The sequence below is a fragment of the Streptomyces sp. 11x1 genome (genome assembly GCF_032598905.1).
Lineage (GTDB): Bacteria > Actinomycetota > Actinomycetes > Streptomycetales > Streptomycetaceae > Streptomyces.
The window spans coordinates 6,689,850-6,711,936 of the sequence record NZ_CP122458.1; the positions used below are offsets into that span (position 1 = coordinate 6,689,850).

Sequence of the window (22,087 nt, forward strand, 5' to 3'; positions counted from 1 at the left end):
CAGGGAAGTGCGCCTTGTCCCAGTGGCCGGTCCACGTAGGGTGCGCGAGGCCCCAGGACCCCTTTCAGTGCAGGTCGAACGGGGGGTGGAGGGGTGTTCGACCAAGGAACGCGCAGGTGGCCGAAGTTGGCTGAAAAGATACGGGGGTGTGCGCGGAAACCGGTCAGTCGACCGGCGTACTCGTGCCGGAGTTGCGTCCGCCCCCGTGCGCCCCTGAGGTCGAGTGTCCGCGTAGGCCGCGTGCGGGGGTGCGATCTTCGGCCATCGAACGGGCGGCGGTGGTGCGGGACGTGAGGGCCGCTCCGCGCTCGGACTGGCGGAGCAGGACGCGGCAGACGCCGGTGACCGCGGCGAGGCCGAGGGCCGCGCCCGTCGCGCCGGCGAGCGAGGTGCCGTACCAGACGAGGACGACCGGGACGAGGACGCAGCTGAACGCCGCCCAGCGGACCACGTCCGTGGCGGTGTCGGCGGGGACGGGCGCGGGAGGCGGGGGCGGCGCCGGGATCGAGCCCCGGGCGGTGCCGTCGGGTCCGGCTTCGGCCTCGGGGGCGGGGGCAGGGGGGCGGACGGACTGAGGTGCGGGGGTGCGGGGTGCGGTCCGGTGTGCTGTGCGGTGGGCGGGCACTGCGGGCTCCCTCCTGGCTCCCTCGGGGTCGGCTTACGGGGGTTCAACGCGTGTTCGACCCGTCGGTCACTGGTGCTGCCTGATCGGGTTGTCGTCGATGCTGCCTGATCGGATTGCCGTCGGCGCTGCCTCATCGGGCCCCGTCGGTGCCGCCCGCGCCCGGCAGCCGCCTTCCTGTCCAAACCGGCTGTACGTGGCAGCAACCATTGCGTTACGGGGCGGTGCTCGTGCATGCTCCCTGGAACCCCGCGCAGCCGGTGCGGGGTCTGGGCGGAGGAGGCGTGCGGTCGTACCCTTGAGGGTATGGGGTTGGGAAGATGTTTCCCGGACACGGCTCCGCCGCGCACCGACGTCCCATCCACGTCGTCCCATCCACGAGGATCCGAACGCCGAGACACCCATGGCCGGTCACGAATTCTTCGACTCCGCGGACCGCAAGCGGCGGCCCGTCGCCGATCCCACGGCGGCAGAGCCCCTTGCGGCGGAAGAGGCGCGTCCTTCCTGCGACCCCGCCTTCAAGCACGGCGTCGTCGTCGGCTTCGACGGTTCGACGTCCAGTGAGCGTGCCCTCGCGTACGCCGTCGGCATGGCCCGCCGCTCCGGTTCGGGCCTGATCATCGTGCACGTCGCCAACCGGCTGCCCACGACCGTGTGGGCCGGCTGCGAGCCGCCCGTCTTCGTCGACGTACCCGATCACCGGACCGAGGTCCTGGGGCTGGAGCTCGCCTGCGCCGACTACCTCGTCGAAGTGCCCTGGATCCTCGTCGAGCGCGGTGGCGACATCTGCCACGAACTCGAAGAGGTGGGGCGGGAGTACGAGGCCGACGCGATCGTCGTCGGGTCGACGCACGGGATCGTCGGGCGGATCTTCGGGTCCGTCGCCGGGCGGCTCGCCAAGCGGGCGCAGCGGCCGGTCATCGTCATTCCCTGACCAGTTCGAGTTCGAGAACGCGCAAGTCTACTGGCGCGTAGGGGTGTTTGTGGCCTTGTGAAGGGCATAACCCGCGTGATGCCGCACGGAGTGGTGTGACGGCCACGGTAGTTGGCAGCGGCGCCGGGATGTTGGGCGACCCCGGCGTCATGGAACGGACCCCCTTGTGAGCGGTGGCATCACGTGGGGGTCCGTCTTCGTCGTACGGCCTCTTTACTCGACGGTGACCGACTTGGCGAGGTTGCGCGGCTTGTCGATGTCGCGGCCCAGGGCCAACGCCGTGTGGTAGGCGAGGAGTTGGAGGGGGATGCCCATCAGGATCGGGTCGAGCTCGTCCTCGTTCTTGGGGACGACGATCGTCTGGTCGGCCTTCTCCTGCTCCTGGTGGGCGACGGCGAGGATCTGGCCGCTGCGGGCCTTGATCTCCTCCAGGGCGGCGCGGTTCTTCTCCAGCAGATCGTCGTCGGGGACGATGGCGACCGTCGGGAGGGCGGGCTCGATGAGCGCCAGCGGGCCGTGCTTGAGCTCGGAGGCGGGGTAGGCCTCCGCGTGGATGTAGGAGACCTCCTTGAGCTTCAGCGAGGCCTCACGGGCGACGGGGTAGCCCCGGACGCGGCCGATGAAGAGCATCGAGCGGGCCTCGGCGTACTGCTCGGCCAGCTTCTTGATCTCCTCCTCCTGCTCCAGCATCTCGGAGATCTGGGCGGGGAGCTTGCGCAGGCCCTCGATGATCCGCTTGCCGTCGCGGACGGAGAGGTCGCGGGTGCGGCCCAGGTGCAGCGCCAACAGGGCGAAGGCGACCGTGGTGTTGGTGAAGCACTTGGTGGAGACGACGCAGACCTCGGGGCCCGCGTGGACGTAGATGCCGCCGTCCGCCTCACGGGCGATCGCCGAACCGACGACGTTCACCACACCCAGCACCCGCGCGCCCTTGCGCTTCAGCTCCTGGACGGCCGCCAGCACGTCGTAGGTCTCGCCGGACTGGGAGACGGCGATGTAGAGGGTGTCGGGGTCGACGACCGCGTTGCGGTAGCGGAACTCGGAGGCCGGCTCGGCGTCCGCGGGGATCCGGGCCAGCTCCTCGATCATCTGGGCGCCGATCATGCCCGCGTGGTACGAGGTGCCGCAGCCGAGGATCTTGACGCGGCGGATCTGGCGCGCCTCACGGGCGTCCAGGTTGAGGCCGCCGAGGTGCACGGTGGAGAAGCGGTCGTCGATCCGGCCGCGCAGCACGCGGTCCACGGCGTCGGCCTGCTCGTGGATCTCCTTGTGCATGTAGGTGTCGTGGCCGCCCATGTCGTACGAGGCGGCCTCCCACTCCACGGTGGTGGGCTCGGCCGTGGTGCGGGTGCCCTCCGTGGTGTAGGTGCGGAAGTCGTCGGCCTTGAGGGTGGCCATCTCGCCGTCGTCGAGGGTGACGATCTGGCGGGTGTGGGCGACCAGAGCGGCTATGTCCGAGGCGACGAACATCTCCTTCTCGCCGATGCCGAGCACGACGGGGGAGCCGTTGCGGGCGACGACGATGCGGTCGTTGAAGTCGGCGTGCATGACGGCGATGCCGTAGGTGCCCTCGACGATGCGCACCGCCTGGCGGACCTTCTCCTCCAGGGTGGTGGCCTGGGAGCGGGCGATGAGGTGGGTGAGGACCTCGGTGTCGGTCTCGGAGAGGAACTCGACGCCGTCCGCTTCGAGCTTCTTCCGCAGCTCGGAGGCGTTGTCGATGATGCCGTTGTGGACGACGGCGACCTTGTTGTCGGCCGACATGTGCGGGTGGGCGTTCACGTCGGACGGGGCGCCGTGGGTGGCCCAGCGGGTGTGGGCGATGCCGGTGGTGCCCTTGAAGCGCGCGGGGACCTTGGCCTCCAGGTCACGGACCCGGCCCTTGGCCTTGACCATCTTCAGGCCGGCCGTCTTGGGCGAGGTGACGACTATGCCCGCGGAGTCGTAGCCCCGGTACTCCAGGCGCTGCAGGCCCTCCAGGAGCAGCGGCGCGACGTCGCGCTTGCCGATGTAACCGACAATCCCGCACATATATACGTATCCCCTAGCTGTGGATGTTCAGCCGTAGACGATGCGGCGCAGTTGCCTGAGCGTGAGCTCCGGTGGTGCGACCGCCCGGTATTTCAGGTCCGCCTCGATCTGTTCGAAGATCGTCGCGTTGACCAGGCCCTGGGCTTGGAGCTCGCGGTGGCGGCGACGGACGTACTCCTCGGTCGTCTCGTCGAAGTAGGCGAGCACGTCCTGGATCACACGCAGCGCCTCGCCCCGGCTGAGGGGCGAGGATCGCGTCAGGTGATCAACGAGTTCGTCGTGCACTCGGTAGATCCTGGGGTACCGGAGGGCGTTTCGCAAGAATCCTGCCCGATATCGGGCAGGGTGCTGTTACCGACCCCTGAGGGAACGCTGATCGTGTTATGAGGGGCTGTTCGCGTGCCGCCCCCCGGGGTCCCGCAGCCCGTCGCCCGAGGCGACGACTTTTGGACACCATGGACATTCCTCGCACCCCGGCGGCGGCATGCCGCGCCAGGTGACCCCGGTGACCGGGCGGGCGGTCCTCGCGCACGTCAGAGGCGCTTGAGGACCGCCTGCTTGGCCAGGGTGAACTCCTCGTCCGTGAGTACTCCGGACCGGTGGAGGTCGCCCAGCTCGCGCAGGCGGCGCAGCAGGGCGTCGTGGTCCTCCTCGGGGGCGGGCCGGTCCGCGGCCGGCGCGGGCAGCTGTTTCGGCGCCGCAGCCGCCGGGTGCGGGAGCCGCGCCTGCACGGCCGCCGCGACGAGGGCCATCAGCGGGTCCTTCTTGAATCCCCACAGCTCCACGGAGTTGGGGTCGTACTTGGGCGGGGCCTTGGTCGGCGCGTTCCGCACGGTGAAGCGGAGGTAGCCGTTCTCCAGGCCGACCGAGGGGTGCCACTCGACGCCCGCTATGTCCGCCAGGGAGAGCGTGCGTGCCCCGGCGGCGGCCTTCGCGTCCTCCGTCTTCCAGTTCCACTCCAGCCGTACGTGGTCGCCGTCGAAGCTCGCGGTGCCGTCCCCGGCGGAGACGGAGAGCGGGACGGCCGGGCCGGCGAGGAGGTAGGAGTCGACCGCGTCGGTCGGGACCTCGTCCAGGAGCAGCGCGCTCCGGATCTCGTCCACGAAGTACTCGGCGACGCCGTACCGGTCGGCGTCGACGCTCAGCTGGTACGGGTCGTTGGTGTCGGTGAGCCGGCCGCCGGTCGCCTGGAGGAGCGGGTCGGAGCCGTCGCGCAGTCGGAGCCGCAGCCGCCCCGACCTCCTGCCCTGCTCGAAGGAGATGCCCGCCAACGCGCCCAGCGGGACGGCCAGTTCACCCAGGGTCTTGCGGAGCAGGCTCACGCTCTTGTCGCGGCCGGGGGTCAGCCGCAGTGTGTCGCCGTCGAAGGTCCACGTGCCGTCCCGCTGGAGGATTTCCGCCATGCGGGGATTCTTTCACCGGCCACGGGGAGAGGTGGTCTAGACCTGGAGGGGGCGGAGGGGCGATGGTGGGGAGCGCATCGTTCGATACGTGGAGGGAGCTCGTCGTGAGATCGCACCACAGATCGACCCGCCTTCTCGGCTCGCTGCTGCTGGTGGCGGCCGGGATCTTCGCCGTGGGAGCCGCACCCGTGTCCGAGAACGCCCCTGCCGACGCCGCCCCGGTTCCGCTCGGGCAGGTGATCCCGGCTCCCGCCTCGGTCCGGGCCGACGGATCGCCGTACCGGCTGACGAGCGGTACGCGCATCGTCGTGGACGGCGGGCCCGAGGCCCGTCGGGTGGGGGAGTACCTCGCCGGGATCCTGCGGCCCTCGACGGGGTACCGGCTGCCGGTCACCGAACGTCAGGAGGCCGGAATCCGCCTCCGGTTGGCCGCGGGGGAGACGGGTCTCGGCCAGGAGGGCTACCGGCTGCGGAGCGGGAGGTCCGGCGTCACCCTCACCGCCCGCGCGCCCGCCGGGCTCTTCCACGCCGTCCAGACCCTGCGCCAACTGCTGCCCGCCGCCGTCGAGGAGGACTCCGTGCGGCCGGGCCCCTGGCTGATCGCGGGCGGCACGATCGAGGACACTCCGCGCTACGGCTGGCGCGGCGCGATGCTGGACGTCTCCCGCCACTTCTTCACCGTGAACCAGGTCAAGCGCTACATCGACCAGTTGGCGCTCTACAAGTTCAACAAGCTGCATCTGCACCTCTCCGACGACCAGGGCTGGCGCATCGCGATCGACTCCTGGCCGCGTCTCGCCTCGTACGGCGGCTCCACCCAGGTCGGCGGCGGCCCCGGCGGCCACTACAGCAAGGCCGACTACCGCGAGATCGTCCGCTACGCGGCCTCGCGCCACCTCGAAGTCGTCCCCGAGATCGACATGCCGGGCCACACCAACGCGGCGCTCGCCTCCTACGCCGAGCTGAACTGCGACGGCGTCGCGCCCCCGCTCTACACCGGCACCGAGGTCGGCTTCAGCTCGCTGTGCGTCGGCAAGGACGTGACGTACGACTTCGTCGACGACGTCGTACGGGAACTGGCCGCGCTGACACCGGGCCGGTATCTGCACATCGGCGGCGACGAGGCGCACTCCACCAGCCACGAGGACTATGTGAAGTTCATGGACCGCGTGCAGCCGGTCGTCGAGCGGTACGGGAAGACCGTGGTCGGCTGGCACCAGTTGACCGGGGCGACGCCGACGCGGGGCGCTCTCGCGCAGTACTGGGGACTCGACAGCACGGGCGCGGAGGAGAAGGAGCGGGTGGCTGCGGCCGCGCGCAACGGGACGGGGGTCGTGCTGTCGCCCGCGGACCGGATCTACCTCGACATGAAGTACGACAAGGACACGCCGCTCGGGCTCGACTGGGCCGGGTATGTGGATGTGCGGCGGGCGTACGACTGGGATCCGGGGACGTATCTGGCGGGGGTGCCTGCGGCGGCTGTGCGGGGGGTCGAGGCGCCGTTGTGGACGGAGACGATCACCTCCTCTGCGGATGTTGAGTACATGGTGTTTCCGCGGTTGCCGGGGGTTGCCGAGTTGGGGTGGTCGCCGGTGTCCACGCACGGGTGGGACGGGTATCGGGGGAGGCTTGCTGCGCAGGGGCCGCGGTGGGAGGCGCTGGGGGTGGGGTACTTCCGGGCGCCCGGGGTGCCGTGGCCTGCGGCGCGGTAGGGGGTGGGGGTGCCTGTGTGTCGGCGGGTGCGGGTGCGTGGGGCTTCTCCCGCAGTTCCCAGAAAAGCCGGGCTGCGCCCCGTGCTTTTCGGCCCGCAGGGGCCGTTGCTTTCAGGGGCGCGGGGAACTGCGCGACCAGCCCCCACCGGGCCGCAGCTGAGCGATCGGCGGGACAGCGACGGGCACCTCGGAGGACCGTACTCCGAGGTGCCCGTCTGTCCGGGTGGGGCCGTGCCGGGGGCTACAGGCCCGCGATGGGGTTCCGCAGGGTGCCGATGAGCTGCAGCGCGCCCGCCGGGTCCGCGAGGTCGACCATCTGCTTGTTGTTGCGGAGCTGCAGGCGGTTGAGACAGGACAGCGCGAACTCCGGGGCGAACAGGTCGTACTGGGCGAACTTGTCGGCGAGTTCGGGCATCGCGTCCTGGTAGTCGCGGACGGTCTCCGCGACCGTGCGCCAGAACTCCTCCTCGTCCAGGACACCCTCCTCGGCGAGGTTCGCGGCCAGGAAGCGGAAGAAGCAGTCGAAGACGTCCGTGAAGACCGAGAGGAGCTTCTTGTCCTCGGGGACGTCCACGCGGAGGCGCTCGACCGTCGGCGGGAGGACCGCGTCCGGGTCCATGACCGCGATCTCCTCGGCGATGTCCTTGTAGATCGCCCGTTCGACGACACCGTCCTTCAGGACGAGGATGACGTTCTCGCCGTGCGGCATGAAGACGAGGTCGTAGGCGTAGAAGCTGTGGAGGAGGGGGGTGAAGTAGGCCCGAAGGTAGCGGCGGAGCCATTCCGTGGGGGTCAGGCCCGAGCGGGCGATCAGTGCCGCCGCGAAACTCCTGCCCTCGTGGTCGACGTGGACCAGGGAGGCCATCGTCGCCAGGGACTCGCCCTCCTGGAGGGACGGCACCGGGCTCTCGCGCCACAGCGCGGCCAGCATCTTGCGGTACGGGGAGAACTTGTCGGTGGCGGCCTCGTACTCCAGGTGCCGGTAGCCGACGGCCGCCCGCTCGCGGATGATCGACAGGCCGGTGGACTTCAGGACCGGGTCGTTGTCGATGAGACCGGCCAGCCAGTCGTTGATCGCCGGAGTGGCCTCCATGTACGCCGCCGACAGGCCGCGCATGAAGCCCATGTTGAGGACGGAGAGCGCCGTCTTGACGTAGTGCTTCTCGGGGGCCGAGCTGTTGAAGAAGGTGCGGATCGACTGCTGGGCCACGTACTCGTCGTCGCCCTCACCGAGGCACACCAGGTTCTGCTGGGCGACCTCGGCGGCGAAGGTGACGCTGAGCTTGTTCCACCACTGCCAGGGGTGGACGGGGATGAAGAGGTAGTCGGCGGGGTCCAGTTCCAGGTCGGTGAGGACGCAGTGGAAGCGGTCGACCGTCTCCTTGCCCAGCTCGTCCCGCAAGAAGGTCTCGTAATCGATGCCGACGCCCGCCGTGAACGCCGCCCGTGAGCGGTGCGCGGCCAGCCAGACCAGGCGGACGGGGCTCGCCGTCTCGGGGGCGTACGCCAGGTACTCGTGGACGCCGAAGCCGAGGCGGCCGTTGTTGGCGACGAAGCAGGGGTGGCCCTCGGTCATCCCGGTCTCGATGGCCTGGAACCCGGCGTCCACCAGCTCGGCGACCGGCGTCTGCGGCTTGGTGAGCTTGTAGCAGGTGCCGGCCAGGGTGGAGGAGATCTCCTCCAGGTAGACCGGGAGGATCTCGTCGCTCAGGCCGAGGGACCGCTTCAGCTCGATGAAGAAGTCCAGGGCGGCCAGAGGGAGGTCGACGCCGTCCCGTCGACGGGTGATCGAGTCGGCGTCGACCTGCCAGTGGTCGAGGGCGCGCCGGACGGCGGTGAACCCGTAGCGGGTCGCACCGTCGTCGCTGCGGACCTCGAAGCGGCCGTCGGCGGTGGCCTCAGGCGTGATGAGCCGCTCGTGGGCGAACTCGGCGAGGGCCTTGCGGACGAGCAGGCGGTTGGCCCGTGCCCAGCGGTGGGGGGACAGATGCGCTACGGCGTCGGACAGGGTCATACGGCTACTCCTCGGGCAGCCAGGCTCTGGCTGCGAAAGAACTGCTCTCGCGTGCAGAAGCTCAGCAGTGCGCGCTTCTCCGGCTTGTCGATCTCGCGGTCGGGGACGAAACCGACGACTTCGTTGAGGGCGTGGACCGCCTTGTTGGACACGTCCGGCTCGACGACGACCCGGTGGGTGGCCGGGTCCTCGAAGAGGTGCGCCATCACGGCGGTGATGACGGACCGGGTGAAGCCGTGCACCGGGGTGTCCGTCGGCGGCACCAGGAAGTGCATGCCGACGTCGCCCGGCTCGGGCTCGTACAGGCCGACGAGTTCACGGTGGGCGGGGTCGTACTGCTCCATGAGGAACGCGGGTTCGCCGTCCAGCAGCCCCAGCAGGGCGTGGTGGTACGGGTCGGCCGCGATCTCCATGTACGCCCGCTCGACCTCCTCCAGCCGGGCGTCCTGCATCATCCAGTACGCCGCCTTGGGGTGCGTGACCCAGCGGTGCAGCAGCTCGGCGTCGCTCAGCGGGTCCAGGGGGCGGAAGGTGAAGTGCCCACCGCCGATGGCGCTGACGGGGCTCATACGGCGAACTCCTGGAAGGCGATGGTCTTCTCGACCGGGTAGTACTCGGTGCCGAGCAGCTCGCGGATGATGGACGCGTTGCGGTACGCGCCCATGCCCAGGTCGGGCGAGGTGATGCTGTGGGTGTGGACGCCCGCGTTCTGCAGGAAGACCCCGCGGCCGGTGGTGTCGATCGCGTAGTTGCGGGCCACGTCGAAGCGGCCGTGGCCGTCGAAGACGAGCCGGTCGTTGATCGAGGAGAGGAAGGCCGGCGGCCGGTAGTGGTAGCCGGTGGCCAGGACCAGGCCCTCGGTCTCGATCTCGAAGTCCTTGCCCTGCTCGTCCTGGCGCAGACCGAGGGTGTACCGGCCGTCCTCGTAGGTGGCGCTGTTGAGGGACGAGTTGGTGAGCAGCCGGGTCGGGACCGGACGGCCGCCGGCGGTGACGTTCTTCTGGTAGAGCAGGTCGAAGATCGAGTCGATCAGATCCCCGTTGATGCCCTTGAACAGGCCCTTCTGCTGCTTCTCCAGCCGGTAGCGGGTCTCCTCGGGCAGCGCGCGGAAGTAGTCGATGTAGTCCGGGGACGTCATCTCCAGCGTCAGCTTGGTGTATTCGAGGGGGAAGAACCGCGGGGATCGGGTGACCCAGTTGAGCTGGTAGCCGTGGGCGTCGATCTCGGAGAGGAGTTCGTGGTAGATCTCTGCGGCGCTCTGGCCGCTGCCGACGATCGTGATCGACTTCTTCGACCGCAGCTCCGCCTTGCGGTGCATGTACTGCGCGTTGTGGAAGAAGTCGCCGCCCAGGTCCTGGCAGGCCTCCGGGATGTACGGGACGGTACCGGTGCCGAGGACCAGCCGGCGGGCGCGCAGGACGTCCCCGTCGGCCGTGCGCACGGCGTACACGTCGTTCTTGTACGTCACCTCGGTCACCGTGGTGCTGAAGCGGACGTTGCTCAGCCGGCCGGCGGCCCAGCGGCAGTAGTCGTCGTACTCGACCCGCAGGGGGTAGAAGTTCTCGCGGATGTAGAACGAGTACAGACGGCCCGAGTCCTTCAGGTAGTTCAGGAAGGAGTACGGGGACGTCGGGTCGGCGAGGGTGACCAGGTCCGACATGAACGGGGTCTGGAGGTGGGCACCGTCGAGGAACATCCCCGAGTGCCACTCGAAGTTCGGCTTCGAGTCCAGGAAGAGTCCGTCGAGTTCGGCGATGGGCTCGGTGAGGCAGGCGAGGCCGAGGTTGAAGGGTCCCAGTCCGATGCCGATGAAGTCGTAGGTTTTCACAGCTGTTTTCACGGCGGGTTCAGGAAGCGACGCGGTCAAGGGATTCTCCCAGGTACTGCTCGGCATGGCCGGCGATCAGATCGAGCACGGTGGCGATGTCCTCGGCCGTGGTCTCGGGGTTGAGCAGGGTGAACTTCAGGTAGTGGCGACCGCCGACCTTGGTGCCCGCGACCACGGCGTCGCCGGAGGCGAACAGGGCCTTGCGGGCGTACAGGTTGGCGCGGTCGATCTCCGCCGGGTCGGTGACGGCCTCGGGGATGTAGCGGTAGACCAGCGTGGAGAGCCGGGGCTCGACGACGACGTCGTAGCGCGGGTCGGCGGCGAGCAGCTTCCAGCCCTCCTCCGCCAGGTCGCAGACCTCGTCGAAGAGCTGGCCGATGCCGTCGGCGCCCATGGTGCGCAGCGTCATCCACAGTTTGAGCGCGTCGAAGCGGCGGGTGGTCTGCAGGGACTTGTCGACCTGGTTGGGGATGCGCTCGGTGACCGCGCGGCGCGGGTTGAGGTACTCCGCGTGGTAGGTGGCGTGGCGCAGGGTGCTCCCGTCACGGACCAGGACGGCGGACGAACTCACCGGCTGGAAGAAGGACTTGTGGTAGTCCACGGTGACGGAGTCGGCGCGCTCGATGCCGTTCAGCAGGTCCCGGCGCTTGCGTGAGACGAGGAGGCCGCAGCCGTAGGCCGCGTCGACGTGCATCCAGGTGTCGTACTGGGCGCACAGCTCGGCTATCTCGGGCAGCGGGTCTATGGAGCCGAAGTCGGTGGTGCCGGAGGTGGCCACGACGGCCATGGGGACGAGGCCGTCGTTCCTGCAGCGCTCCAGCTCCCGGGCGAGTGCCAGGGTCTGCATGCGCTTGTCGCCGTCGACCGGGATGGAGACGACCGCGTCCTGGTCCAGGCCCAGCAGTTTCGCGGACTTCTTCACGCTGAAGTGGCTGACCTCGGAGGCGAAGATCCGCAGTGTGGCGGTGCTGTCGGTCTTGGCCTCCTCCCGGGCGAGGAGCAGGGCCTGGAGGTTGGACTGCGAGCCGCCGGAGGTGAAGACGCCGTCGGCGGCCGGACCGAAGCCGATGCGCTCGCCTGTCCAGTCGATCAGTTTGCGCTCGATCAGGGTGCCGCCGGCCGACTGGTCCCAGGTGTCCAGGGAGGAGTTGACGGCGGAGAGGACCGCCTCGCCGAGCACGGCCGGGATGACGACCGGGCAGTTGAGGTGGGCGAGGTAGCGCGGGTGGTGGAAGTAGACCGCGTCGCGCAGGTACACGTCCTCCAGCTCGTCGAGGACGGCGGCCGTGTCGTGCAGCGGCTTGTCGAGGTCGATCTTCTCGATGAGGGGAGAGAGGGCATCGACGGTGACACCGGTGAACGGTCGGTCGGTGGTGGCGAGTTTGGCCGCCACCCGCTCCACGCCTTCGGTCACGGTGCGGCGGTACCGCTCCGCGGTCGTGTCATTGAGCAGGTGCGAGCGCATGGGGAGGTCCTCCGAGCGGGGCGGTCCGGGTGGGACGGAGAGGTGAGTGGGGGGGGTGACATCACATCGTCCAACTTAGGTAAGCCTAACCTAATTAATTTGAGGGGGCTCCGGGCTCGTCCGTGACCGTGGTCACTTCACTGACTCTGGGCACGCCAGTGGGGCCGGCTCCGGCGCTCCGGCGTCTCCGCTGCCGCGAACTACTCGCCCCGCTCCCGCAACTGCTCCTCCGTCAGACCCTCGCGCCAGTACCCGACGAACGTGACGCGCCGCTTGTCGATCCCGCGCTCCCGCACGAGATGGCGGCGCAGCTCCTTCACCCGGCCGGACTCGCCGGCGATCCAGGCGTACGGCACCTCGCTGGAGGGCAGTCGGGCGGCGCGGATGGCGTCGAGGGCGGTGGGCGCGCCCTCGCTCCGCACGAGCCAGGTGATCTCGGCATCGGCCGCGGTGGTCAGGTCCTGGATGTCCCCCGCGTGGTGGACCTCCAGCCAGACCCGGGCCCGTGTGCCGGCCGGCAGCGACTCCAGGATCGCCGAGGCGGCGGGCAGCGCCGTGTCGTCACCCCAGATCAGCACCGCGTCGGCGTCCGCCGGCGGCCGGAAGCGGATCGCGCGGTTGTCGGCGATCGCGGGCCCGAGCAGCACGACCCGGTGGCCGGGGGCGGCTTGGGCGGCCCACCGGGAGGCCGGTCCGGCGGGCACGGCGGCACCCGGCTCGACCCCGTGCAGCACGAAGTCGATGTCGATCTCGACGGTGTCCCCGTGGACGTCCGAGCGCAGCCCCCGCAGGGTGTACGAGCGCATCACCGCCCGTACGTCGTCCGGTAGTTCCCGCCACGCCTGCCACCAGCCGTCGCCCAACTCGTAGGGGACGGCCGGGACTTCCTGCCCCGGATGCGGCAGGAACAACGACAGCGACTGGTCCCTGCCGTCGGAGTGGAAGAACCGCAGATCGTCCCCCGCGAACGAGACGCGCACGAGAGACGGCCCCAGCCGCTCCGTCCGCACGACCTGAAGAGAGAAGAAACGGAAGGGGGCGGCTACGGCCGTCGTCATGGGGGCTCCTGGGTAGGGGGGCGGGAGCGTGTGGGGGTTCGTGGGCGGGTGCGGGTCTGGTGGGGGCTGGTCACGCAGTTCCCCGCGCCCCTGAAAAGCAGGGGCTGCGCCCCGTGCTTTCTTCAACGGCCCGCAGGGGCCGTTGCCTTCAGGGGCGCGGGGAACTGCGCGAGAAGCCCCACCGGAGCCGCACCCGCCCCCCCCGGGCCTTCGCCCTAGCTGACCTTCTTCGCCTTCTCGATCGCCTCGGCCAGCTCCTCCAGGAGCGGCGCGCACTTGTCGTAGGACAGGATCGGCTCGGGGTTACGCCCGATGACCTGGCCGGCCTTCACCGCGGGAAGCTTCTTCCATGTCGCCTCCTCGATCGCGTCCGGCTGGATCGCCGACGTGCGGTTGTCCATGATGATGACGTCCGCGTCGTACTTGTCGACGTTCTCCCAGCTGAGGTTCTCGAACCAGCCCCCGCTGGCCTTCAGCGCGGCGGCGCTCGGCTCGACGAAGTTCACGCCGAGGGCCTTGAAGTACTCCAGGTCGATGGAGAGGTTCGAACCGGAGACGTAGAAGATGTCCTGGCTGGCGGAGCCGGCGAGCACCTTGATGTCGGGCTTGGCCTTGGTGGCCGCGCGCAGCCGGGCGGCCGCGTCCTCGAACCGCTTCTTCGCGGCGGTGATCTTCTCGGACTCCGTGTCCGCGCCGAGCGACTTGGCCAGCTCCAGCATGCGCTGCAGCGGCTCGGTCAGCTGACGGTCGTACACGGAGATGCCGACGCTCGGCGCGAGCTTGGCGATCTTGTCCTTGGATGCCTCGGGCACGTACCAGAGGGTGCCGGCGTCGTCGAACAGCGTCGTGATGAGGACGTCGGGGGCGAGGGCGGCGTACTTCTCGACGTTGAACTCGTCCCAGACGTTGCCGAGGATCTCCACCTTGCTGATGTCGAGGTCGCCGGCCTGGACGTCGGCCTTGCCGTCCGTCGTCTTCGTCGGGCCGAAGACGCCCTTGACGCCGATGCCGTAGTCGTGGAGTGCGGCGGCGACACCCACGAACGCGACGATGTTCGACGGCACCTTGTCGGTCTTGACGGTCTCGCCGCGGTCGTCCTTGAACGACCAGGGGCCCTTCGCGGCGGCCGTCTCCTTGTCGGAGCCAGTGCCGCTGCTCGTCGAGCTCTCGTCCCCGCAGGCGGCGAGCACGGCACCGAGACCGAGTGCGCCACCGGCGGCGAGGATGCCACGGCGGGTGAGGTGAGCGGCTCTGGCGTTGGACATGTGTATGGCTACTTTCGAACGGGGCGGAGTGCCGCCCGAGGGCGAGTTCGAAGGTAGGTTAGCCTAACCTCACTGGTTGTCCAGGGGGGTGTTCCGGGTAGCGGAATGCCTGGAGCCACTGCCGCTGCGACCTTTGAGTTTCCTGTGAATCGAAGGTTGGGTGGGTGCGCGGGAGGGTGAGGGCCCCTGAATCGGTCATTCGCCTCGCGAAAGGGAAGGTCTGCCCCGAACGGCCCCAAGACCGGTGGCAGCCCCAACTACCCGCAGCCGATGCCCCTTTGGGGCCCCTCGGGTGTTCGGACAATCGAACGGCCCCGTCCGTCGGTGGCCGAAAGCAACTCATCTTGCGCGCATGCTCCGCCCGGCGGTTCGGCCGAACGCCAAGTGGGAGTCACCCACCTGGCGTCGGCTCAAACGTTGTGTATGTCACCGGCGTCCGTGGGCCGGAGCCGCAGGAGGAACCGACCCCGGAACCCGGCCGCTCGGCGCCGGTGGTTCAGCTGAGGGCTTGGTAGCCGCTCCAACCGGCACCCAGATCCCTGAGGGGCAGGTCGCCCTTGGAGATCCGGGGTACGAACCACAGGTGGCCCGTCTCAAGGACGGTCCACAGGTCTGGGACTCCGTCGTGGTCGGCGTCCCCGGGAGAGGTCACCAGTGGGGCCCTCCCAGCGGTGAACCCGTATCCGGTCTTGATCTTGGTCGACTGGTCCGCGAGGCCGTCACCGTTGTCGCCGGTGCCGGTGTGGATGTAGAGGTCGCCGGTCTCGGTGTTGCGGGAGATCAGGTCGACCCGCTCGTCCCCCCGCACGTTGCCGGGGGCGATGAGCGTGGACTTCGCCCAGCCCTCGGTGCCGATCAGCAGGGGTTCCCGGTCGCTGTCGAGTCGGTTGTCGGGCGCTCCGAAGTAGAGCCACAGCAGGTCACCATTGCGAACCAGTTGCCGACAGCATCCCCGCCATCAGGGCCACCCTCCCCGCAGAGCGCCGAGAGGCGTTCGACCACGCCATCAACGAGGCCGGTGTGCAGGAGATCAGCGCCTTCATGCGGCACTGGATGCTGGAGGCCGTGCCCGACCCGGAGGTCGAAGCGCTGCTGGAGAGGCTCGTCACGGACAAGGTCGAGAGGCGGGGCGTCGCGTGAGCTTCCACATGAGCTGCGCCCCGCCGGTGGACGACCCCCTGGCCCGCTCGCGTACTCGGATCCGTACCGACCTTAACCGTCATCAGGCTCACCCCCGGGCTCTGCCCGGCGAACGGGCGAGGGGCGCGTCCGTTCCGCACGTGGACGTGAAGGTGTGACGGGAGTGGCGCTAGCGTGGGCATGTGCCGGTGGGGCGCTGGATCAATGGAAGGGATGGCCGATGACCATGCCGTATGCGGATGGGGACGGTCCGCTCATTCCTTGACCCGAGCTCGCTCTGCCGAACCTGCGACAGGCCGTCGCCACGGTTGTCCCCTCCCGGCTTCCCGAGTTCTTCGAGGACCTTCAGAAGGCCTTCGTCAGAGCCGGGGACGAGGACGGCGTCGTACCGATCCGGATGTTCTACCGGCACTGGGCCGTCGTCGTCGAGATCGAGCGGCACCCCGGGACTGCCCGCCGCCGAACAGGCCATCAGCAGTCCGGATCCCGTCGTGCGGGAGCGCGCGATCCGTGAAGCCGGTGACATCGTGCGCGCCGCGCATCGTGACGTTGCCGGTGGCTGACTGGCACTGGGAGCTGTTCTGCGACGATCTGCTGGACGGTCTTCCCGAAGCCGCCCGTGCCGAGACCGAGCGGCTGGCCAACGAAATCGCCGTACGCGAATCCATGGTCTTTCTGGAAGGGGCCGCCTACACCGGACCGGGGCCTGGCGTGCGGACCGAGAGCCGAGGTCTGCTCATGCTCACCTGTCTGACGGACGTGCGGGGCTAGCGGATCGTGCTGGTACAGGTGAGCTGGTTCGGCTGACCCCGCGCGGGCGAACGCGGAAGATATCACCCTGTCAACCCCAACTCCCGTGCGATCAGCATCCGTTGCACCTCGCTCGTGCCCTCGCCGATCTCCAGGATCTTGGAGTCGCGCCACATACGGGCGACGGGGTACTCGTTCATGAAGCCGTAGCCGCCGTGGATCTGCGTGGCGTCGCGGGCGTTGTCGACGGCCACGGTGGACGAGTACAGCTTCGCCAGGGCCGCCTCCTTCTTGAAGGGTTCACCGGCGACGAGGCGGTAGGCGGCGTCACGCCAGGAGAGGCGGGCCGTGTGGGCCTTCATCTCCATGTCGGCGATCTTGAACTGGATCGCCTGGTTGGCGCCGATCGGCCGGCCGAAGGCGTGCCGCTCCTTCGCGTACTTGACCGACTCGTCCACACAGCCCTGCGCGAGGCCGGTGGCGAGCGCGGAGATGGCGATCCGGCCCTCGTCGAGGATGCGCAGGAACTGGGCGTAGCCGCGGCCCTGTTCGCCGAGGAGGTTCTCCGCCGGGACCCGGACCTCGGAGAAGGACAGTTCACGTGTGTCCGAGGCGTTCCAGCCCACCTTGGAGTAGGGGGCGGCCACCGTGAAGCCCGGGGTGCCGGACGGGACGATGATCGAGGAGATCAGCGGCTTGCCGTCCGGGGTGCGGCCGGTGACCGCCGTGACCGTGACCAGCCCCGTGATGTCCGTGCCCGAGTTGGTGATGAAGCACTTGCTGCCGTTGATGACCCATTCGTTCGTCGACTCGTCCAGGCGGGCCGTCGTCCGGGTCGCCCCCGCGTCCGAGCCGCCGTCGGGCTCGGTGAGGCCGAACGCGCCGAGCATCTCGCCGGAGCAGAGCCGCGGCAGCCACTCCTCCTTCTGCGCCGGTGTGCCGAAGAGGTGGATCGGCATCGCGCCCAGGGACACCCCCGCTTCGAGGGTGATCGCCACGGACGAGTCCACCCGGGCCAGCTCCTCCAGCGCGATACCGAGCGCAAGGTAGTCGCCGCCCATGCCGCCGTACTCCTCGGGGAACGGCAGTCCGAACAGCCCCATGCGGCCCATCTCGCGCACGATCTCGTACGGGAACTCGTGCCGCTCGTAGAAGTCGCCGATCTTGGGCGCGACGACCTCGTGCGCGAACTCCTCGACCGTGCGGCGGAGTTCTTCCAGCTCGGGGGAGAGGCGGTGGTTCATGAGACGTCAGTGCTCCTTGGGTCCTCGTGGCCCTTGTCGTCCTCGTGGGACAGGGCGCGTACGGTGCGGGACGGGCTGGGTCGGCCCAGGTGTTCGGCCATCCACGCGCTGGTGGCGACTAGACGGCCGAGGTCGACGCCGGTGTCGATGCCGAGTCCGCGCAGCATCCACACGAGGTCTTCGGTGGCGAGATTTCCGGTGGCGGACTTCGCGTACGGGCAGCCGCCGAGGCCGCCCGCGGAGGCGTCCACGGTGGTGACGCCGTGCTGGAGCGCCGCGTAGGTGTTGGCGAGGGCCTGGCCGTACGTGTCGTGGAAGTGCACGCCGAGCTTCTCGACGGGGACGTCCGCGGTGAGTGCGGTCAGCAGTGCCCGGACATGGCCCGGGGTCGCCACGCCGATCGTGTCGCCGAGACTGAGCTCGTCGCAGCCCAGGTCGAGCAGGGCGCGGCAGACCCGGGTGACCTGGGGGACCGGGACCGCGCCCTCCCAGGGGTCGCCGAAGCACATGGAGAGGTAGCCGCGGACGTGGACGCCCTCGGCCTTCGCCCGTGCCACCACCGGTGCGAACATCGCCAGCGCCTCGTCGACCGTGCGGTTGAGGTTGGCCTTGGCGAAGGACTCGGTGGCGCTCGCGAAGACGGCGACGCGGCGGGCGCCGAGCGCGAGGGCGCGGTCGAGGCCGCGCTCGTTGGGGACGAGGACGGGCAGGGCCACCGGCAGGTCGCTCACGAGCGGGAACAGGGCCTCCGCGTCCGCCAGTTGGGGAACCCACTTGGGGTGGACGAAGCTGGTGGCCTCGATCGTGGTGAGTCCCGCGTCGGCCAGGCGGCGGACGAACTCCGCCTTGACCTCGGTGGGCACGGTCGACTTCTCGTTCTGCAGGCCGTCCCGGGCGCCGACCTCGTGGATGCGGACGCGGGCCGGCAGGCCGGCCTCGGGGACCGTCATGGGCAGGGTCACCGCGCCCCCTCCTCGTGCTCCTCGTGCTCCGCGTGGGGTACGACGACGGCCAGCACCTGGTCCATGGCGACGGTCGTGCCCGGGGTGACGTCCAGTTCGGCGACCGTCCCGGCGTGTGGTGCGGAGACGACGTGCTCCATCTTCATCGCCTCCACCACCAGCAGGCTCTGACCGGCGGTCACCTCGTCCCCGACGGCCACCTTCACCACGGTGACGGTGCCGGGCATGGGAGCGGTGAGCGAGTCGGCGCCCGCGTGCGCGGACCGGCTCAGGGACGCCGCCAGGGGGTCGTGGTCGCGCACGTGCCAGGCGTCGCCGTCGCGGCCGATCCAGTCGGCGGCGCGGTGGAAGGTGTGGCGGACACCGTCCAGCGTCACGGCGACCCGGTCGTCGGTGACGGTGTGGGTGCCGCGCGGGCGGTGGGTGACGGGTTCGAGTCCCGTCACGCGCAGGTCGAAGGCCGGCGACAGGGGTTCACCGCCGAGACGCCACCCGCTCGGGACGGAGAAGGGGTCGGTCCAGCCGCTCGCGCGAGGCCGCAGCTCGTCGAGCCGTACGGCCGCCGCCGCCTCGTACACCGCCTCCGGGACCTCCGTGGAGACCAGCCCCGCCACCTCCCGCTCCACCAGCCCCGTGTCCAACTCGCCCGCCACCACCGCCGGGTGGGCCAGCAGCCGCCGCAGGAACCCCGCGTTCGTCTGGACGCCGAGGGTGACTGTCTCCGCGAGGGCCGCCCGGAGCCGGCGCAGGGCGGTGGGGCGGTCGGGGCCGTACGCGATGACCTTGGAGAGCATCGGGTCGTACAGCGAGCCGACCTCCGTGCCCTCGCTGAGGCCGGAGTCCGTGCGGACGCCGTCGCCCTGGGGCTCGCGCAGGCGCAGGATCGTGCCGCCGGAGGGGAGGAAGCCGCGCGCGGGGTCCTCGGCGCAGAGGCGGGCCTCGACCGCGTGCCCCGTCAGCGTCACGTCCTCCTGCGCGAAGGCGAGCCGCTCGCCCGCCGCGACCCGCAGCTGCCACTCCACCAGGTCGACACCGGTGATCAGCTCGGTCACCGGGTGCTCGACCTGGAGACGGGTGTTCATCTCCATGAAGTAGTACGAGGACGGGTCGCCGCCGGGGACGATGAACTCGACCGTGCCCGCGCCCAAGTAGCCGCAGGAGCGGGCCGCCTGGACGGCCGCCTCGCCCATCGCCGCACGGGTCGCCTCGTCGAGCAGGACGCTGGGCGCCTCCTCGATGATCTTCTGGTGGCGGCGTTGGAGGGAGCACTCGCGCTCGCCGAGGTGGACCACGCCCCCGTGGCCGTCGGCGAGGACCTGGATCTCGATGTGCCGGGGGCGGTCGATCCACCGCTCCACGAGCAGGGTGTCGTCGCCGAAGGAGGCGCGTGCCTCGCGCCGGGCGGCGGCGATCTCGTCGGTCAGCACGGCCGTGTCCCGGACCAGCCGCATGCCCTTGCCGCCGCCGCCCGCGCTGGGCTTCAGCAGCACCGGCATGCCGATCTCCCGTGCGGCGTCGGCGAGTTGCCCGTCGGTCAGGCCGCTGCCGCTGGAGCCCGGCACCACCGGCACGCCGGCCGCCCGGACCGTCTCCTTGGCGCGGATCTTGTCGCCCATGAGGGAGATGGCGTCGGCGGGCGGACCGATGAAGACCAGGCCGGCGTCGGCGCACGCCCGCGCGAAGGCAGCGTTCTCGGCGAGGAAGCCGTACCCGGGGTGGACGGCCTGCGCGCCGGTGCGGGCGGCGGCCTCCAGCAGCCGCTCCGCCGACAGGTAGCTCTCGGCGGCCGGCGGCGGGCCGATCCGTACCGCCGTGTCGGCCTCGCGGACGTGCCGGGCGTCGGCGTCCGCGTCGGAGTACACGGCGACGGAACGGACGCCGAGCGCGCGGAGGGTGCGGATGACGCGGACGGCGATCTCGCCGCGGTTCGCCACCAGTACTGTCTCGAACATCTTCGTCCGTCCCCTCACATCCGGAAGACGCCGAACTGGGGGTCACCCAGGGGCGCGTTGGCACAGGCGGTCAGGGCGAGGCCCAGGACCTGGCGGGTGTCGAGGGGGTCGATGACCCCGTCGTCCCAGAGCCGGGCGGTGGCGTAGTAGGCGTTGCCCTGGCGCTCGTACTGGGCGCGGATCGGGTCCTTGAAGGACTCCTCGTCCTCGGCCGTCCACTCCTCGCCGCGTGCCTCCAGCTGGTCCCGCTTCACGGTCGCGAGGACGGACGCGGCCTGCTCGCCGCCCATCACGGAGATCTTGGCGTTCGGCCACATCCACAGGAAGCGCGGCGAATAGGCCCGGCCGCACATCGAGTAGTTGCCCGCGCCGTACGAGCCGCCGACCACGACCGTCAGCTTGGGGACGCGGGTGCAGGCCACCGCCGTCACCATCTTGGCGCCGTGCTTGGCGATGCCCCCGGCCTCGTAGTCCCGGCCGACCATGAAGCCGGAGATGTTCTGCAGGAAGACCAGCGGGATGCCGCGCTGGTCGCACAGCTCGATGAAGTGGGCGCCCTTCTGGGCGGACTCGGAGAAGAGGATGCCGTTGTTGGCGACGATCCCGACCGGGTGCCCGTGGATCCGGGCGAAACCGGTGACCAGGGTCTGCCCGAACTCCGCCTTGAACTCCGCGAACCGCGAGCCGTCGACCACGCGCGCGATGACCTCGCGGACGTCGTACGGGGTGCGGGAGTCGACCGGCACCGCGCCGTACAGCGTGTACGGGTCGACCTTGGGCTCGACGGCCGGCTCGACCGACCAGGGCAGCGGGCCCCGGGCGGGCAGGGTGGAGACGATGGTCCGCACGATGCGCAGGGCGTGGGCGTCGCTCTCCGCGAGGTGGTCGGTGACTCCGGAGACCCGGGAGTGCACCTCGCCGCCGCCCAGTTCCTCGGCGGTGACGACCTCGCCGGTGGCGGCCTTCACCAGCGGCGGACCGCCCAGGAAGATCGTGCCCTGCCCCCGGACGATCACGGCCTCGTCGCTCATGGCGGGGACGTACGCGCCGCCCGCCGTGCACGACCCCAGCACGGCGGCGATCTGCGGGATGCCCGCGCCCGACATCCGGGCCTGGTTGTAGAAGATCCGGCCGAAGTGCTCCCGGTCGGGGAAGACCTCGTCCTGCATGGGCAGGAAGGCGCCGCCGGAGTCGACGAGGTAGAGGCAGGGCAGCCGGTTCTCCAGGGCCACCTCCTGCGCGCGCAGGTGCTTCTTCACCGTCATCGGGTAGTAGGTGCCGCCCTTGACGGTGGCGTCGTTGGCGACGACCACGCACTCGCGGCCGGCGACCCGCCCGATCCCGGCGATCACCCCCGCCGCCGGTGCCTGCCCCTCGTACATCCCGTCGGCGGCCAGGGGCGCCAGCTCCAGGAACGGGGAGCCGGGGTCGAGGAGGGTGTCGACCCGGTCGCGCGGCAGCAGCTTGCCGCGTGCGGTGTGCCGGGCGCGCGCCTTCTCGCCGCCGCCGAGCCGGGCGGCGGCGAGCTTGCCGCGCAGCTCGTCCACCAGCGCGCGGTGGGCCTCCTCGTTGGCCCGCCAGGCTTCCGACGCGGGATCGTCCGCGCTGTGAAGCTCCGGTGCCTCGTGCATCCTGCGAACCCCTCACCTTGTTAATGAGCGTTAACGCATTTCCTTCAGGTTAACGACCGCTAACCTCCCTGTCTAG

At 70.1% G+C, this 22,087-nt stretch carries 19 protein-coding genes; 4 read left to right on the forward strand and 15 right to left on the reverse strand.

Going from position 1 to position 22,087, the window contains the following annotated elements:
* Positions 1-163: 163 nt before the first annotated feature.
* Positions 164-505 carry a hypothetical protein gene (locus tag P8T65_RS29415; protein WP_399103254.1) on the reverse strand — a complete coding sequence of 114 codons (342 nt, stop codon included), beginning with the start codon at positions 503-505 and terminating at the stop codon, positions 164-166.
* A gap of 520 nt (positions 506-1,025) precedes the next feature.
* Here P8T65_RS29415 and P8T65_RS29420 point away from each other — a divergent pair.
* Positions 1,026-1,556: a universal stress protein gene (locus tag P8T65_RS29420; RefSeq protein ID WP_230211544.1), complete on the forward strand. Its 531-nt coding sequence runs from the start codon at positions 1,026-1,028 to the stop codon at positions 1,554-1,556.
* Between the two features lie 213 nt (positions 1,557-1,769).
* Here P8T65_RS29420 and glmS read toward each other — a convergent pair whose 3' ends face one another.
* The 3 genes from glmS to P8T65_RS29435 form a co-directional block, all read right to left on the reverse strand.
* On the reverse strand, positions 1,770-3,587 hold the full coding sequence (gene glmS, locus P8T65_RS29425) for a glutamine--fructose-6-phosphate transaminase (isomerizing) (protein WP_184893728.1): 1,818 nt from the start codon (positions 3,585-3,587) through the stop codon (positions 1,770-1,772).
* Positions 3,588-3,614: 27 nt separating this feature from the next.
* Positions 3,615-3,872 (reverse strand): hypothetical protein, encoded by a 258-nt coding sequence (locus P8T65_RS29430; RefSeq protein ID WP_316728196.1) that lies wholly within the window; start codon positions 3,870-3,872, stop codon positions 3,615-3,617.
* A gap of 248 nt (positions 3,873-4,120) precedes the next feature.
* A complete protein-coding gene (locus P8T65_RS29435) occupies positions 4,121-4,990 on the reverse strand; it encodes a DUF4429 domain-containing protein (RefSeq protein WP_316728197.1) in 870 nt (289 codons plus the stop codon).
* Positions 4,991-5,094: 104 nt separating this feature from the next.
* On the opposite strand from P8T65_RS29435, the gene P8T65_RS29440 reads away from it, so the two are divergent.
* The gene (locus tag P8T65_RS29440) at positions 5,095-6,702 is read left to right on the forward strand and encodes a beta-N-acetylhexosaminidase (protein WP_316728198.1); all 1,608 of its coding nucleotides are present in this window, start codon (positions 5,095-5,097) and stop codon (positions 6,700-6,702) included.
* A gap of 241 nt (positions 6,703-6,943) precedes the next feature.
* On the opposite strand, the gene P8T65_RS29445 is transcribed toward P8T65_RS29440, so the two are convergent.
* The 7 genes from P8T65_RS29445 to P8T65_RS29475 form a co-directional block, all read right to left on the reverse strand.
* The gene (locus P8T65_RS29445; protein WP_316728199.1) at positions 6,944-8,716 is read right to left on the reverse strand and encodes an IucA/IucC family siderophore biosynthesis protein; all 1,773 of its coding nucleotides are present in this window, start codon (positions 8,714-8,716) and stop codon (positions 6,944-6,946) included.
* Positions 8,713-9,285 carry a GNAT family N-acetyltransferase gene (locus tag P8T65_RS29450; RefSeq protein ID WP_316728200.1) on the reverse strand — a complete coding sequence of 191 codons (573 nt, stop codon included), beginning with the start codon at positions 9,283-9,285 and terminating at the stop codon, positions 8,713-8,715. The genes P8T65_RS29445 and P8T65_RS29450 overlap by 4 nt, the downstream gene beginning before the upstream one ends.
* Positions 9,282-10,610 carry a lysine N(6)-hydroxylase/L-ornithine N(5)-oxygenase family protein gene (locus tag P8T65_RS29455; RefSeq protein ID WP_316728201.1) on the reverse strand — a complete coding sequence of 443 codons (1,329 nt, stop codon included), beginning with the start codon at positions 10,608-10,610 and terminating at the stop codon, positions 9,282-9,284. Before P8T65_RS29455 ends, P8T65_RS29450 begins: the two co-directional genes overlap by 4 nt.
* Positions 10,564-12,009 carry a lysine decarboxylase DesA gene (desA, locus tag P8T65_RS29460; protein WP_316728202.1) on the reverse strand — a complete coding sequence of 482 codons (1,446 nt, stop codon included), beginning with the start codon at positions 12,007-12,009 and terminating at the stop codon, positions 10,564-10,566. The genes P8T65_RS29455 and desA overlap by 47 nt, the downstream gene beginning before the upstream one ends.
* A gap of 200 nt (positions 12,010-12,209) precedes the next feature.
* Positions 12,210-13,067: a siderophore-interacting protein gene (locus P8T65_RS29465; protein WP_316728203.1), complete on the reverse strand. Its 858-nt coding sequence runs from the start codon at positions 13,065-13,067 to the stop codon at positions 12,210-12,212.
* A 215-nt stretch (positions 13,068-13,282) separates the two neighbouring features.
* Positions 13,283-14,332 carry an ABC transporter substrate-binding protein gene (locus P8T65_RS29470; RefSeq protein WP_316728204.1) on the reverse strand — a complete coding sequence of 350 codons (1,050 nt, stop codon included), beginning with the start codon at positions 14,330-14,332 and terminating at the stop codon, positions 13,283-13,285.
* A 496-nt stretch (positions 14,333-14,828) separates the two neighbouring features.
* Positions 14,829-15,140 carry a hypothetical protein gene (locus P8T65_RS29475; protein ID WP_316728205.1) on the reverse strand — a complete coding sequence of 104 codons (312 nt, stop codon included), beginning with the start codon at positions 15,138-15,140 and terminating at the stop codon, positions 14,829-14,831.
* 140 nt (positions 15,141-15,280) lie between these two features.
* Here P8T65_RS29475 and P8T65_RS29480 point away from each other — a divergent pair, with 140 nt between their 5' ends.
* Both P8T65_RS29480 and P8T65_RS29485 read left to right on the forward strand, forming a co-directional pair.
* Positions 15,281-15,472, forward strand: coding sequence for a hypothetical protein (locus P8T65_RS29480; protein WP_316731779.1), 192 nt, complete (start codon positions 15,281-15,283; stop codon positions 15,470-15,472).
* A gap of 555 nt (positions 15,473-16,027) precedes the next feature.
* Entirely contained in the window at positions 16,028-16,243 is a 216-nt protein-coding gene (locus P8T65_RS29485) for a hypothetical protein (protein ID WP_316728206.1), read from the forward strand.
* A 62-nt stretch (positions 16,244-16,305) separates the two neighbouring features.
* Here P8T65_RS29485 and P8T65_RS29490 read toward each other — a convergent pair whose 3' ends face one another.
* From P8T65_RS29490 to P8T65_RS29505, 4 genes are read right to left on the reverse strand one after another with little or no spacing between them, the layout of a single operon-like run.
* Positions 16,306-17,466, reverse strand: coding sequence for an acyl-CoA dehydrogenase family protein (locus tag P8T65_RS29490; protein WP_230211555.1), 1,161 nt, complete (start codon positions 17,464-17,466; stop codon positions 16,306-16,308).
* Complete coding sequence (locus tag P8T65_RS29495) at positions 17,463-18,428, reverse strand: hydroxymethylglutaryl-CoA lyase (RefSeq protein ID WP_316728207.1); 966 nt, start codon at positions 18,426-18,428, stop codon at positions 17,463-17,465. The genes P8T65_RS29490 and P8T65_RS29495 overlap by 4 nt, the downstream gene beginning before the upstream one ends.
* On the reverse strand, positions 18,425-20,380 hold the full coding sequence (locus P8T65_RS29500; RefSeq protein ID WP_316728208.1) for a biotin carboxylase N-terminal domain-containing protein: 1,956 nt from the start codon (positions 20,378-20,380) through the stop codon (positions 18,425-18,427). Before P8T65_RS29500 ends, P8T65_RS29495 begins: the two co-directional genes overlap by 4 nt.
* A gap of 14 nt (positions 20,381-20,394) precedes the next feature.
* Entirely contained in the window at positions 20,395-22,011 is a 1,617-nt protein-coding gene (locus P8T65_RS29505) for a carboxyl transferase domain-containing protein (protein WP_316728209.1), read from the reverse strand.
* Positions 22,012-22,087 lie beyond the last annotated feature (76 nt).